Genomic DNA, 13,142 nt, shown 5'->3' with positions numbered 1-13,142 from the left:
GGCGCTAGCGCATCGCCGCCGAGTGGCTGATCCTCTCGCCGGCCGACTCGTGCTGGGCGTAGGCCCGCTCTTCCTCGTCCCGCAACTCCTCCATGCGCAGGGCGATGCCCATCGCGAAGAAGGTCGGGGCCCATTCGCCGACGAAGATGCCCCACCGGTCGGCGCGTTCGAGGCCCGCCGACTCCAGCCGGTTCGACGCGGCCCAGGAGGCGAACGCCAGGCCGATCGAGGCGATGCCGGCGGTGTACATGAAGGTGGACCTCATGCCCCATTTATGCAGTCTGTTAATCATTTTCCCTCCCTTGTCGGACCCGACCTACCCGGCGCTGACCTGCACAAGCGTGCGATGCCCGGTTTTGTCGCGGCGGAACGGGACGGCCTACCGCGGCGCCGACACCATGTCCTGGAGCCGGTCCGCGACGGCGGAGGGATCGGCGAGGGTCAGCGTCAGGCCGGGATGGCGCAGCCGGCCCGTCGGTTCCGCGCCGGGGACGGGCCGGTGGAAGCGGATGCACACGCCCCGCTCGGTGCTGGTGCCGAAGGTCAGCCCGCGGTCGGCCCAGGACACGCGGACGCCGATGGCCTTCCAGGCCTGGTAGGGGCCGGTGACCTCGGCACCGGCGACGTTGTCCGGTGTCGTCCGCACGCGCCACGGGCCGAACCGCACCAGCAGTTCGTCGGGCGCGATCACCAGCCCGCAGGTCGACGGGCGGATGCCCAGCAACGCCAGCGGGCGGAGCAGGCGGTGGTCGAAGGCGAATCCATAGCGTTCGCCATCGGTCTCCGAAGACATGGCAACTCCTCGTTGATCAGGTGTTCTGGGGTGACTACCCCGCTCGGCGCCGGGTACCGCCCGCCGCATGACCGGCAAACGCGACAAAGATCCCGACGTCGGGGACGAGGTGACGTGGCGCAGCCATGGCTCCACGGCCGAGGGACGGGTGGAAGAGAAGATCACCGATCGGCGGGAGGCGGCGGGACGCACCGTGGCGGCCTCGCCCGAGGAGCCGCAGTACGTCGTGCGCAGCGAGAAGAGCGGTAAGAAGGCCGCGCACAAGGGCTCGGCGCTGAAGAAGCGGAAGCGCAAGAAATGAGCGGCGACGACCGGGAGGACGTGGCGGCGGAGTTCGGCAAGGTCGTCAACATGACTCCGAAGGAGTTGGAGCGGTGGCTGGCGACCGAGGAGTCGCGGTCGGTCGGGCAGAAGGACGACGGCGGCGAATCGACCGGCCACGCGTCCGGCCGAAGAATCGTCGAGTTGCTGCGGGCCAGAAAGTCGGACCTGACCGAGCAGGACTACGCGCATATGAACAAGGTGGTGGGCTACGTCCATCGCCACCTCGCCCAACGGCCTTCCGGGGACGTGAAGGAGACCAAGTGGCGCTATTCGCTCATGAACTGGGGCCACGATCCCCTCAAGTGAGACGCGTCGTTCGTCGGGCTCAGCCGGGCTTCCGTTCGAGGGCCTGCTTTCGCGTGGCGAGTTCGGCCTCCGTCAGAACCTTCATGCGCCGGCACGCCCGCCGGTAGAACCTGACCTGCGTGGCCCGTCCGAACAGGATGAAGCCCAGCCGGACGATGGGGTTCGGAATGGACGCCCGTTGCGAGAAGCCGTGAACATGGAATTCGACCTCTCCGGTGTCGAGCCATTTACGGACCTCCTGGTCCATCTGGCCGCGTTCCAGGTGCCCTTCGAGCGTCCGGTAGTTCCAGCCCCACACCCGGGCCCGGCGCCCGTTCTGCTCGATGTATCCGTCGACGACGCCTCCGACGCGCAGACCGAGATAGAAGCGCAGCCCGTAGAACCGGCCTTCGAGCAGCATGTTCCGGCCCGGCTCGGGAGGGCCCGAACGGAGGATCTCCCGGATGATGCCGGGATCGGCGTACTGGTAGTTCCGAACGAGTCCACAGGCGACCTCCCAGCTCCCCCCGGGAACCGGCGGGCCCGGTGGTTCCGGGGGCAGCGGCTGCCGGTAGTCGTCGACGTTCCAGCCGCTTTCCGAACGGTTCAGGTCGTGCTCGTTCGGATCGAAGTTGAGGGGAAGCCGGTGCAGTTCGGCGTGCAGCCGCTGCATCCGGCGCTGGACGCGCAGACTCCTTCTCATGGGGCCGCCTTCTCCGACCGGCGCCGCCGCTCGGGCTCGCGGGATTCGGCTCCGCGGGCGATCCGCTGCACGGTCGCATAGGTGAACCCGCGCACCTGCTGGAACACCCCCGCCGGGCTCAGCCCGTGAATGCGGTGCTGGGCCGGGTTGAAACGCATTGGCGCGCTGTCATCGTTCAGCGCGGGTCCGTGGAGGCGCAGTTCGCCGAACCGCTGCCAGGCGCCGAATTCGGTCGACACCACCAGATCCAGCCGCAGTGGCCCTTCTTTCATGGCGCGGGCCAGTGTCGGAAGGTCGGCGGGGAGGATTCGGGGCTGCCGGGCGACCGCGCCCAGCAGGATCCGGCGGTCGCCGGCCCGGTATGCCAGGAGGGATCCGTAGAAGGTCGGGCTCCACCTGCTCGCGGGTTTCAGCAGATGGCGTCCCCAACGGCTTCGTCCGGTCGTGGCGAGCAGCAGATCCGCGGGGGCCTCCGGTTCGGTTTCTCCGTCCTGCGGTTGTTGCCATCGCAGGGCCAGGCCCAGTATGTCCGGCAGTGGGGGCGGCCAGCCCACCGCGCGGGAAAGCCGCACGTGTGCCGGTAGTTCCGCGCGGTCGTCCAGCAACGGAATACCCCAGCGTTCGGACGTCCCATGCAAGGCAAGAGTCGCGTCGAAGACCAGGCCTCGGGGATGCAGGGGCCGATCCCGCAGCCGCGTGGCCAGCGCGAAGCCTCGCGTGAACACCGGCGTGAGCGCGCGCACCATGAGTTGTCGCGGCCCGAGATCGGACACTTCCGTCCGTTCGGTCAGGACCTCCACCTCACCGGCCATGCGACCACCGGACATCTCGACGACGCGGTTACAGAAGTGCGACCACATGTGGAGTTGCATTTCCCGCGCGATGCCGACCTTCGCATAAAGAATCTCCGCGAGCCGGTCGCCGCTGCGCGCCCAGGACTCGATCGTGAACTCCACGACGTTCTCCGCGACGTCCCTCGCCCGGAACTCGATCTCCCCGGCTTCCAGGTGGCCGCGCAGCGTCGCGAACCGGAACGCCTCCGGTGTCTGTTCCACCACCCGGACCGGGCAGTCCCAAGGACCCGGCATGTGGACGACGTACTCGTCCCCCTTCGCGAGGACCTCGGAGGCCCCCGAGGTCTTGTCGAAGACGGCGACCTCCACCGGGGACGCGGCATTGAGATCGGCGCCCAGGCTCTCGATCAGTTCGGTCGCGGTCACCGGGCTGTCTTCGATGCGGACCGTGTAACGCCGCTGGTAGATCGCGCCGACGCCCTGCCGCGAGTCCTGCACGCGGTCACCGCCATGGCGCGGCACCCGCTCGATCTCCGACACCAGGTCGTCGCGGAGCCGTCCCCGCGACACCCGGCGGGACCGCCGCAGCCACCGCCACACGGCGATGCCCATGCCCGCGGGCCAACGCACCGCACGCACGCGCCGCCGCCACCTCACTCGCACGGCGCCCTCCATGCTCCCCTCGCGTCCGACGCCCTACCGCGCCGGACGGGCAGGCCCTTACCCCTCCTGCCCGGACCGAATCTCGGTCACCGAAATGCGTTGCCGGTACCGCCCGGCGGGACGATGATCACGCCATGGAACTCGACTGGGGCCATTTCCGCGGTGTGTACGACGGCCTGTTCGACCATCAGGACGACGTCGCCGCACGTCAGGAGTATTTGAGCGGTCAACAGCGCACGGCGGCCGCCCACCTGGCCGAATTGGCGCCGCTGCGCACCCGGGAGCGGGTCCCCGGGGGCGGATACTCCGGGGACGACGAGCAGCTCTGGCGAATCATGAAGATGTACGCGCTGAGCCGGATCAGCGACTTCCTGATCGAACTGTTCTGCCCGGAAGGGGACCCGCCGCGGGGATTCGGTGTCACCGGCGGGCGTCGCGGGCCGGAAGCCGAGGGTCGGGACGTGTACACGCGCTTCTTCAGCGGCATCGGTTTGACACCGTTCGAGCACGCCGAGGCGTTCTCGCCGTTCCATCACGAGATCTTCGCCGTGGTGCCGGACCCCGCCGCGACGGGCGTGGTCCTGGAGGAGGTGCTGTGGCCCGGCTTCTGGTTCGGTGACCTGCTGTTCAGCCGGGCCGGTGTGCGGGTTCGGGCACCACGTCACCTGGTGGACGCCGTTGTCGCCACGTCCTCGACGCTGTACTTCACGTTTTGCCGCCAGCCGCGTCCGACCAAGGACCTGTCGCACGGGTGGGGTTCCAACTCGCAGTGGCGCACGAGCTTCCACCGCTTCTACTCCGACGCGGACGGCCTGCACCTGAACTGGGACGGCGAGGTGGACATCGGCGTGGACCCACCCGCACGGCTGCCCGGCGAACTCGACGAACCGACTCCACTCGACGAGCGCCGCGAACTGTTGCTGCACCGCTGCTTCGTCCGGAGCGCGTTGCCGCACGACGAGGACGACCGGTACCCCTTCGAAGACCGGCTCAGCCTCACCACAGCGGAGTGGCCACTACGTCCCGAGTCGATCGTGCACGTGCCATGGGCGAGGTGAACGGGCGAACGATCAGAAGGTGATGGCGACCTTGCCTCGGGCGTGGCCGCGTTCGAGGTAGCGCAGCGCGTCGGGGATCTGGTCGAACGGGTAAGTGCGGTCGATGACGGGTGTGAGTCGGCCTTCGTCCATGAGTTCGGCCAGGAGGCGCAGGTCCGTGGAGTTCGGCTTCCAGCGGACGGTGCGAACGCGCTGTCTGACGAACGGAGAGACCAGGGCCCCGCGCAATATCTGCGCCGCCGGGCCGAGCAGCGCGCCGCGACCCGAGTCGATACCGCCGACGATCACGAGTGTGCCGCGCGGGGTGAGGGGACGTCGCAGTCGCGCCAGTGACCGGTTGCCCACGTTGTCCATGAGCAGGTCGTACCGCCCCTTCCGTTGGGTGAAGTCCTCGTGGGTGTAGTCCACGACGTGGTCCGCGCCCAGGGAACGGACCAGTTCGATGTTGCGGGTGCTGCACACGCCGGTGACCTCGGCTCCGAACGTCTTGGCGAGCTGGACGGCGAACGTCCCGACACCGCCGGAGGCCCCGTTGACCAGGACCCGCTGCCCGGCGGAGACGCGTCCGACGTCCCGTAGCCCCTGGAGCGCGGTGTGCGCGGACATCGACACCGACGCAGCCTGCTCGAAGGTCAGACCGGCCGGTTTGACGGCGAGTCTGTTCTGCGGGACGGCGACCCGTTCGGCGAAGGAACCCAAGCGGACCTCTCCGAAGACCTCGTCACCGACGTCCAGCCCGGTCACCTCGGCGCCCACCCGCTCGACCACCCCGGCGAGGTCGGCGCCGGGGACCAGGCCCGGGTTCGGTCGCCGCAGGCCGATGCTGAGCCGGACCAGCTTCGGGTCGGCCGCCACATGGCGCCAGTCGTAGGGGTTGACGGACGCCGCCCGCACCCGCACGAGCACTTCGTCCGGGCCGATGGCCGGTTCGTCGACGTCCTTGAGTGTCAGCACGTCGGGCGGGCCGTAGCGGTCCCAACTCCAGGCTTTCATGGCCACGTCCTCCCGGCTGTCGTACGGCGTAAGGTTGTCATACGCCGTAAGGCTATCGTACGTCGTAAGGGAGTCAAGGGCCCGCTGGAATCTCAGCGGAGAGCGCTCAGGGTTACGAACCGGCGGCGCGGCGCCGCTCCAGTCCTTCGAGGATCAGGTCGAGCGCGAACTCGAACTCGAACTGGTCGTCACAGAAGCCCAGGGAGCCGTCCGGGTCGTGCCGGACGGCCTCCGCCAGCATCCCGACGATGTGCGGGTACCGATCCGCGAACTGTTCCATGGCGGCCTCGACATCGACGTTCTGGGCGGCATCAGGCTGGAACAACTCCTGCGTGAACCCCAGAACGCGGCTGCCCAGGACGTGCAGAGCCCGGTGCGCCAGCTCGTAGGAGAACCCGCCCTCCCGAAGCACGGCGACGATGTGGTCGTAGTAGGCGATGACGAGCGGGCTCGTTTCACTGCGGTTTTCCAAGATCTGCGGGGCCCAGCGGTGCCGCAGGAAGACCTCCCGGGCGGCGAGGATCCGCGCGCGCAGCGCGGCCTGCCAGTCCTGTTCCGCGGGTGGAGCCTCGACCTCGTCCACCGCCGCCATGACCTCTTCGAGGATCACCTCGACGATGCCGTCGAAGACGGCCTCCTTGTTGGCGACGTGGTGATAGAGCGACATCGCCTCGACCCCGACCTCCTGCGCGAGGCGGCGCATCGTGAGCGCACCCGGGCCGTCACGGTCGACGAGTTCCACGGCCGCCCGCAACACCCGCCTGCGGCTCAGCGGGATGCGGGGCCGCTCGGTCACCTCGTCGGCGTCGGTCCGTAGGGTCATGGATCTGCCTCCCGGCGCACTCTACCCGTACAAGGTAAGTCTCCGGTGGGACGAGACTCAGAGTCGCTCGAACCGGAACGGGGACAGGGTCTCGCTCTGGTCGTCACCGAGGGCCTCGGCCGCGACCAGGTCACCGGCGTGCAGGCACAGGGTCGCGCCGCTGTGCGACACCGCGAAGTGGAAGTTGGGCAGTTCTGCCGACCGTCCCAGCACCGGTAGACCGTCGCTCGGAATGGGACGTTCGCCCACCCGGACGCTTTCCACGGTGGCGCCCTTCATCCCCGGGTAGAGCACACCGCTCGCCTCAAGCAGTTGGACGACCGCCGAAGGGGCGACGGTGATCTCCCCGGCCTCGGACACCCGCACCGCTTCGTCCAGCTCGCCGGTGTGCAGCAGGAGCCGTCCGGCACCGTCCGGACGCAGATGGACGTGGGGCGCGTGAATCACCCGGGACACCGACACCGCCACCGGTGACGTGTAGACGAGCACGCCACGGGTGTTGCGCATCGGCAGCGCCAACCCGGCGAGTTCGGCGACACGACCCGCCTGCGGCCCCGCGCAGTTCACAACGGCGTCCGCGGCGAGTCGCCGCCCCGAGGCGAGTCGAACCGTACGCACGACCCCGCCGGTGGTCTCCAGGTGCGTGACCGGGTCGTTCCGGACCAGTTCGGCCCCGGCCGACACCGCCTGCGAGAGCAGATGGGCGATCAGAGGGGTCGGTTCGATCCAGCCCTCACGCGGGAAATAGGCGATCTCATCAGCGGGCAAGGCCGCGGGGTCGAGGTCGGGTTCCAGACGAAGCACTTCCGCGCGGCTGAGCCACCGCGCCTCGTACCCGTAGTCCAGGACGCCCGCGACCTTGCTGCGCAATTCGTCCAGGCGGGGGCCTTCCGCCCACGTCAGATTGCCGCTCTCGTGGTACCAGTCCCCGTCGGGGACGTCGGCGGCCAGCCTCCGGTGGGCCTCCATGCCCGCCACGTTGAGATCGTGGTACGCCCGTGGCTGCTTGCCGCAGGAATTGGTCCAGGAGAACGTCGCACCGGAGGTACCGCCCGCCGGGGCACCGGCATCCACGACGACGACACGGGCACCCCGCCGCGCCGACGCGGCGCTCACCGCCGCGCCGTAAAGGCCCGCACCCACGACCACCACACTCGCCGCCATGCGATCACCCTGACTCAACGGCCCAGACCGTGCAAGCCCCTCCTTGACCGACGTCCGGCGGCGTGGCCCCGGCTCAATCCACGTTAATGGAGCGCCCGAGCTTCTCCCAGCGTGTCAGGTCGGCGCGGAGCAGTTCGTGGTGGGCGGCGATGTGGTCGACGGCGTCGTCGCCCAGCGCGAGCCGCAGCGGCGGGTTGGCACTGTCGAGGACCTCCAGGACGGCGCGGGCCGCCTTTCGCGGATCGCCGGGCTGGGTGCCGTCCATCTCGTCGACCATCGCGCGAATCGGGCCGGTGGACGCGGCGTACTCCTCGATGACCCGTGACCGGCGCATCCGCGAACCACCGAACTCGGTCCGCAACGCCCCGGGTTCCACGATCAACACGCGGACGCCGAAGGGCTCGACCTCCGCCGCCAGCGCCTCGGACAGTCCTTCGAGGGCGAACTTGGCCGCGCAGTACGCCCCGAAACCCGGCATGCTCAACTGCCCAGCCATCGAACTGATCTGCACGATCGTGCCCGCGCGTCGGGCTCGCAGGTGCGGCAGGACGGCCTTCGTCACCGCGACGGCGCCGAAGAACATGACGTCCATCAGGGCCCGCAGGTCCGCCAGGTCCAGTTCCTCGACCGCGCCGACGCTGCCGTGCCCGGCATTGTTGACCACCACGTCGATCCGGCCGAACTCGGCGATCGTCCGTTCGACGGCGGCGGTCACCTGTTCCGTCCGTATGACGTCCAACGGCGCGGTCCGTACCCGATCTCCACCGGCCTCGACGAGGTCGGCCAGCCGGTCCGGCCGACGTGCCGTCGCCATCACTCGGTCACCCGCCGCCAATGCCGCCAACGCCAATTCCCGGCCGAATCCCGCCGAGCAGCCGGTGATCAACCACACCCGATCAGTTCTGGTCATCGTCGCTCGCATCTCTGTTCTCGAGGTCCATGCTGTCGATCTCCACCCTGATCGGTCCGGCGACGGCTTGGCCAACACATGCTTCTTCCCGCGGCTACAGTCAGAACCTGTGAGCATGGAGCTGCGTCAGCTGCGGTACTTCGTCGCCGTCGCCGACCATCAGGGCTTCAGCCGAGCCGCGAAGCACCTTCACCTCGCCCAGCAGTCGCTGTCGCAACAGATCGGCGCGCTCGAACGCGACCTCGGAATCCGCCTGTTCGACCGCGATACGCGCGGTACCCGGCTCACGGACGCGGGACGGATGTTCCTGCCGGAGGCCCGAGCCGTCCTCGCGCGTGCCGACGAGGCCGCCGCCGTCGCGCAGCGGGCCGCACGTGGTGAGATCGGCCGCCTGAGCCTGGTGTTCCTCGCGTCCACCGCCAACTACATGCTGCCGCCCATGGTCAAAGCCCTGCGGGAACGCGCACCCGGAATCGAGTTCACGACCCACAACGAGCAGATCGACGAACTGGTCGCCGGGCTGCGCGACGGACGGTTCGACGTGGCGTTCACGCGCCCGCCGCTCGTCGACGACCTCGCCACCCGGACACTCGCCACCGAACCGGCGTGCGCGGTCCTGCCGAGCGGGCACCCGCTCGCCGACCGGACCGAACTCCGCCTCGCCGACCTGGCCGACGAGGACTGGGTGCTCACGCCACGGGAGTCGTGGCCGCCGTGGCACGCGCAGTACGACCGGGACTTCGCCGCCGCCGGGTTCATCCCGAGGGTCGTCCAACGGACGTGCGGGGCCGTGAACCTGCTCGGGCTCGTCGCCGCGGGTGTCGGCATCACCCGGCTCGCCCTCTCGGCGAGCAGCATCCGCCGCACCGGGGTGGTGTTCATCCCGCTGGCCGGTGAGCGGGCCGGCACCGTCGTCGCCTGGGTACCCGGACGGGACGGCCCGGCGCGGCGCAGACTGCTCGACATCGCCACCGACCTCGCCGAGACCACCGATCTCACCCACCGGGGATGAGGACGGCCCGGCGGCCGTGCGGGTGTCTTACTCGGGGCGGTCGCGGGTGGGTGGGTCGGGAAGTGACATCGTCGAGACCTTATGGACGCCTCGATCAAGACGGAGCCCGCGGTCCACCAACGCTCCCGGACGCCGCCTGGAAGTACCCTTGGCCGGTGTTCTCGTCTCAAGGGCCGTCCGCGCGCGAGCTGGTAGTCCAGGCGTTGTCGTCGGTCGAGCACGGCTACGACCTGCTGGCACCGAAGTTCGACCACACGCCGTTCCGCACGCCCGACGGCATCCTGGACGCGACCACCGACGCGCTGCGCCCGCTCGGGCCGTTCCGCCACGGGTTGGACGTGTGCTGCGGCACGGGGGCGGGCCTGGGAGTCCTCGAAGCGCTGTGCCAGGAGCGGGTCACGGGCGTCGACTTCAGCGCGGGCATGCTCGCGCAGGCACGCGCGTCCCACCCGGACGCCCACCAGGTGCGGGCCGACGCTCGGGCGCTGCCGTTCGTCGGCGCCTTCGACCTCGCCGTCACCTTCGGCGCGCTCGGGCACTTCCTGCCCGCCGAACGTCCCTCGCTCTTCGCCGGGGTGTACCGCGCGCTGCGGCCCGGTGGCCTGTTCGCCTTCCCGATCGGCGCGCCCCAACCCCTGACGTCGGGCTGGTACTGGGCGCTGCTCGGATTCGACGTGGCCATGCGGGTCCGGAACGCCGTGTGGCGTCCCCCGTTCGTCATGTACTACCGCACCTGTCCCCTCGGTGCCGTCAGCGACGACCTGACGGCAGCCGGTTTCACCGTGACGACGGTCCCCTTGAAGGCGCTGGGCCGGCGTGACGACGGCAGCCCCCGGTACCGGCTCGTGCTGGCCCGCAAAGCCTCCGCCTGACCGGTCTCCGGTCGGAACGACGGAGACCGTTCACGACTTCTTCGTCCGTCATCCACCCGGCCGATGTCGCGCGGCCGGGTCGTTCCGTCCACCGCCGTTCTGGACCGTGCCATTTCTTCCCACGGGCAACAGGGGATGCGGTCGACCTGAAAACGCCGCACAGAACAATGACCGGGCGGTGATATGCATGCATATCGCGGTGCAAAATTCAGATCACTCCCGCACTTCCGGGGCGAGGCCCTCATTTCGGCCATGTCGACATCCGGACATCACTGGTGATCTGCACGACAATCGATTAGCATCGGTGCGCGGGAATGGTGCGAACCATTAGGTGTCGATGCTGCCTGCGGGAGAGGTGGGCCACGGGCTGGGAAGACGGGGTCGTCCTGCCATGGGAACACCGAAGATGTTTCGTAGTGCGGTCACCCGGCGCTTACTGATCGCGCTCGCGATCACGGCGGTGGGCGTCGCCGCGGGCCGGATCGCCGGAGCCGCACGGGTCGACGATCTCGTCGACGGAGACGCCTACTTCTACGCCGTCACGGCCCTGCTGGCCATCGGGTTGTACAGCAGCACGCACGGCATCGAGCGCGGGCAGATGCGCACGGACCTGCACACCGTGGTCCTGGCGGTCACCGTGGGAGTGCTGGTCAAGGCGGCGGTCATCACCGGCGTCATGGTGGTGCTGTTTCCCGGGCCCGAGGCGCTGGTGCTCGGCGTCGCCGTGGCACAGATCGACCCGCTGTCGGTCGCCGCGCTCCAGTCGTCCTCACGGCTGTCGCCCCGAGGCAAGTCGCTGCTGCTCGCGTGGGCGTCGTTCGACGACCCGGTGACGACGCTGCTCACCATCTACGCCGCGACCCTGTCCGTGGCGGTCCATGATCTCGGCCGCACCGACGCGCTCACCGAGCTTCAGGGAGGCGGCCTCTCCGGATTCGTGGTCGGGGCGGTCTTCAACGCGGCGTTCGCGGCGGTCGTCTGCGGGTTGTGGTGGCTCGTTCTGCGACGTTCGCGTCCCGGTGGCGCGGTGGGGTTCGTGGTCGGCTGCGTGCTGCTGGTGGTGGCGGCCGTCGTCGCGGTCTCCCAGTTCTGGATGCTCGGCGTCGCGCTCGTCGGCCTGTTCGTCCGCCCGACCCTCGCCGGGGCGCCCGAGGCGTTCGAACGCCGGATCGGGCAGCTCACCCAGGTCGCCCTGCTTCTCGCGATACTCGGTACGGGCTTCCTGCTGTCGATGCGCGTCCTGTTCGTCGCCGGTCTCGTCCTGGGCGTCACCGCCTACGCGGTCCACGCGATCGTGAGCCTGCCTCTCACGCGAGGACAGACCCCCGACGACCGCGTCCAACTCGCGATCGCGCAGCAGAACGGGATCACGGCGATCGTGCTCTCGCTTCTGCTGGCCCCGGTGTTCCCCGACGTGGTCGCGACCGTCACCCCCGCGATCGTCGTCATCAACGCGCTCCACGCCCTCTGCAACACCGCCTACGACCGTGCCGGCTCGTGGGCGGCGATCCGGGAGCGGCTGCGGCCGTCCCCCGACCGGACACCGCGCCGGCGTCCTGCCCACTATGTCGGGTTCGACGCGGAAGCGGATTTCCCCTCACCGGCGCAACCGGCGGCGGAGGCGTTCGGCTGCGCGCCGATGCCGCCCCAGCCCCAGCCCGGCGCACCGGCACCGGCCGTCCCCCCGCCCCCGGCGCCGAACACCGACGACTGACGGCGGTCTCGGCGCTCAGTCCGCGATCGCGTTCGCCAGCGTGTTCAGCATCGTCTCCGCCACGGCGACCTTCGCCTGGTCGAGTGTGACGCCGACGAGCACCGCGTCGTTCTTCAGCCGGTGGTAAAACAGCGCACCGGCCTCGACGTCGAGCACCACACGGTTCAGACCGCCGCCGAGCAGCGGAAGCAGCGTCCTGTCCAACCGTTGGACGGTGATGTAGGTCAGCTTGCCGATCCGCTCATACTGCTTCCTGCGGTCGGCGTGCTTGGTGACGAGCGTGAGAGGGGCCAGCCGGGGATGGCGGAGCAGATCCGCCGACAGGCGCAGGAAGGGACCCTCGAAATACGCCACGTAGTGCAGCGCCTCGGGGCTGAGAGCGGCACGGAAGTGGCCGACCAGCTCGGGACGATGGTTCTCCGTGCTGTCCTCGTGGATGAACTCGGCGGTATCGACCAGCTCGTCGGAGTCGACCTCCACGTCGAACTCGGTCATGAAACCACCGGGGTTCGGGGTGCCGCCGTAGCCGCGCGCCAAACGCACCTGTTCGCACAGCTCGCCCATGGCGGTGTCGGCCTCGTCCACCGGGGTGTCCGCCAGGGACGCGCCCACCAGGTACTCGCCCGGGAACGGCGAGTAGTAGAACAGCGCGCCGTCCCCGACGTCGAACACGCAGCGGATCAGCCGCCCGTTTCGGACGGGTGTGAACGCCCTGTCGAGTCTGGCCACGATGTAGTGGAGTTGCTGCCCGTAGACGTCCAGTGTCTCACGCTTGCGTTTGATCTCCTCGGGCGAGGTGAAGCCGGGCACATCGGTCGACTCGAAGGTGTCCTGCCAGAACAACTGGTTGCCGAAGACGTAGTACGCGACATGGTGCACCCTGCGCCGCAGCAGGACGGCCCGGCACAGGTCCTGAATCTTCCCGAGCCCGGCCCCGGACGCTCCCGACTGGCCCTGGGTCACTTTCGGTCCAGTGCCGTCCTCGGGGGACGATTGCGTCATCACGTACCCCTTTTTCCGCCCGCCTCGACGGG

The 13,142-nt window shown here is 69.3% G+C and carries 15 protein-coding genes; 6 read left to right on the top strand and 9 right to left on the bottom strand.

All coding sequences use genetic code 11. From position 1 onward, the window contains the following. Positions 1-4 precede the first annotated feature (4 nt). Entirely contained in the window at positions 5-265 is a 261-nt protein-coding gene (locus BZB76_RS06515) for a hypothetical protein (RefSeq protein WP_246006777.1), read from the bottom strand. 114 nt (positions 266-379) lie between these two features. Further along, on the bottom strand, positions 380-793 hold the full coding sequence (locus BZB76_RS06510) for a hypothetical protein (protein ID WP_211342850.1): 414 nt from the start codon (positions 791-793) through the stop codon (positions 380-382). Positions 794-860: 67 nt separating this feature from the next. Here BZB76_RS06510 and BZB76_RS06505 point away from each other — a divergent pair, with 67 nt between their 5' ends. Both BZB76_RS06505 and BZB76_RS06500 read left to right on the top strand, forming a co-directional pair. Next, positions 861-1,094, top strand: a complete 234-nt coding sequence (locus BZB76_RS06505; protein WP_121433318.1) for a hypervirulence associated TUDOR domain-containing protein — start codon at positions 861-863, stop codon at positions 1,092-1,094. Beyond that, positions 1,091-1,423, top strand: coding sequence for a DUF3140 domain-containing protein (locus BZB76_RS06500; protein ID WP_121433317.1), 333 nt, complete (start codon positions 1,091-1,093; stop codon positions 1,421-1,423). The genes BZB76_RS06505 and BZB76_RS06500 overlap by 4 nt, the downstream gene beginning before the upstream one ends. Positions 1,424-1,442: 19 nt before the next feature. On the opposite strand, the gene BZB76_RS06495 is transcribed toward BZB76_RS06500, so the two are convergent. Both BZB76_RS06495 and BZB76_RS06490 read right to left on the bottom strand, forming a co-directional pair. Beyond that, positions 1,443-2,105 carry a DUF1990 family protein gene (locus BZB76_RS06495; RefSeq protein WP_121433316.1) on the bottom strand — a complete coding sequence of 221 codons (663 nt, stop codon included), beginning with the start codon at positions 2,103-2,105 and terminating at the stop codon, positions 1,443-1,445. Further along, the gene (locus BZB76_RS06490) at positions 2,102-3,538 is read right to left on the bottom strand and encodes a DUF1990 family protein (RefSeq protein ID WP_170180528.1); all 1,437 of its coding nucleotides are present in this window, start codon (positions 3,536-3,538) and stop codon (positions 2,102-2,104) included. The genes BZB76_RS06495 and BZB76_RS06490 overlap by 4 nt, the downstream gene beginning before the upstream one ends. Before the next feature lie 158 nt (positions 3,539-3,696). Here BZB76_RS06490 and BZB76_RS06485 point away from each other — a divergent pair, with 158 nt between their 5' ends. Continuing rightward, positions 3,697-4,620, top strand: coding sequence for a hypothetical protein (locus tag BZB76_RS06485; RefSeq protein ID WP_121433314.1), 924 nt, complete (start codon positions 3,697-3,699; stop codon positions 4,618-4,620). 12 nt (positions 4,621-4,632) lie between these two features. On the opposite strand, the gene BZB76_RS06480 is transcribed toward BZB76_RS06485, so the two are convergent. The 4 genes from BZB76_RS06480 to BZB76_RS06465 all read right to left on the bottom strand — a co-directional run bounded on the left by BZB76_RS06480 (position 4,633) and on the right by BZB76_RS06465 (position 8,510). Then, complete coding sequence (locus BZB76_RS06480) at positions 4,633-5,613, bottom strand: NAD(P)-dependent alcohol dehydrogenase (protein WP_121433313.1); 981 nt, start codon at positions 5,611-5,613, stop codon at positions 4,633-4,635. A gap of 112 nt (positions 5,614-5,725) precedes the next feature. After that, complete coding sequence (locus tag BZB76_RS06475) at positions 5,726-6,436, bottom strand: TetR/AcrR family transcriptional regulator C-terminal domain-containing protein (RefSeq protein ID WP_211342849.1); 711 nt, start codon at positions 6,434-6,436, stop codon at positions 5,726-5,728. Positions 6,437-6,493: 57 nt separating this feature from the next. Beyond that, a complete protein-coding gene (locus tag BZB76_RS06470) occupies positions 6,494-7,600 on the bottom strand; it encodes an NAD(P)/FAD-dependent oxidoreductase (protein ID WP_121433312.1) in 1,107 nt (368 codons plus the stop codon). A gap of 73 nt (positions 7,601-7,673) precedes the next feature. Beyond that, positions 7,674-8,510 (bottom strand): oxidoreductase, encoded by an 837-nt coding sequence (locus BZB76_RS06465; protein ID WP_121433480.1) that lies wholly within the window; start codon positions 8,508-8,510, stop codon positions 7,674-7,676. Positions 8,511-8,625: 115 nt separating this feature from the next. Here BZB76_RS06465 and BZB76_RS06460 point away from each other — a divergent pair, with 115 nt between their 5' ends. The 3 genes from BZB76_RS06460 (at position 8,626) to BZB76_RS06450 (ending at position 12,108) form a co-directional block, all read left to right on the top strand. Continuing rightward, positions 8,626-9,522 carry a LysR family transcriptional regulator gene (locus BZB76_RS06460; protein WP_246006776.1) on the top strand — a complete coding sequence of 299 codons (897 nt, stop codon included), beginning with the start codon at positions 8,626-8,628 and terminating at the stop codon, positions 9,520-9,522. 155 nt (positions 9,523-9,677) lie between these two features. Next, positions 9,678-10,394 (top strand): class I SAM-dependent methyltransferase, encoded by a 717-nt coding sequence (locus tag BZB76_RS06455; RefSeq protein ID WP_121433310.1) that lies wholly within the window; start codon positions 9,678-9,680, stop codon positions 10,392-10,394. Between the two features lie 406 nt (positions 10,395-10,800). Then, complete coding sequence (locus BZB76_RS06450; RefSeq protein ID WP_147449350.1) at positions 10,801-12,108, top strand: cation:proton antiporter; 1,308 nt, start codon at positions 10,801-10,803, stop codon at positions 12,106-12,108. A gap of 15 nt (positions 12,109-12,123) precedes the next feature. Here the strand turns inward: BZB76_RS06450 and BZB76_RS06445 are convergent, their stop codons facing one another. After that, a complete protein-coding gene (locus tag BZB76_RS06445) occupies positions 12,124-13,110 on the bottom strand; it encodes a hypothetical protein (protein WP_147449349.1) in 987 nt (328 codons plus the stop codon). Positions 13,111-13,142 lie beyond the last annotated feature (32 nt).

It is taken from the genome of Actinomadura pelletieri DSM 43383 (assembly GCF_003634705.1).
In the GTDB taxonomy this organism is placed as follows: domain Bacteria; phylum Actinomycetota; class Actinomycetes; order Streptosporangiales; family Streptosporangiaceae; genus Spirillospora; species Spirillospora pelletieri.
This window is presented reverse-complemented; position numbering and strand designations above follow the sequence as displayed.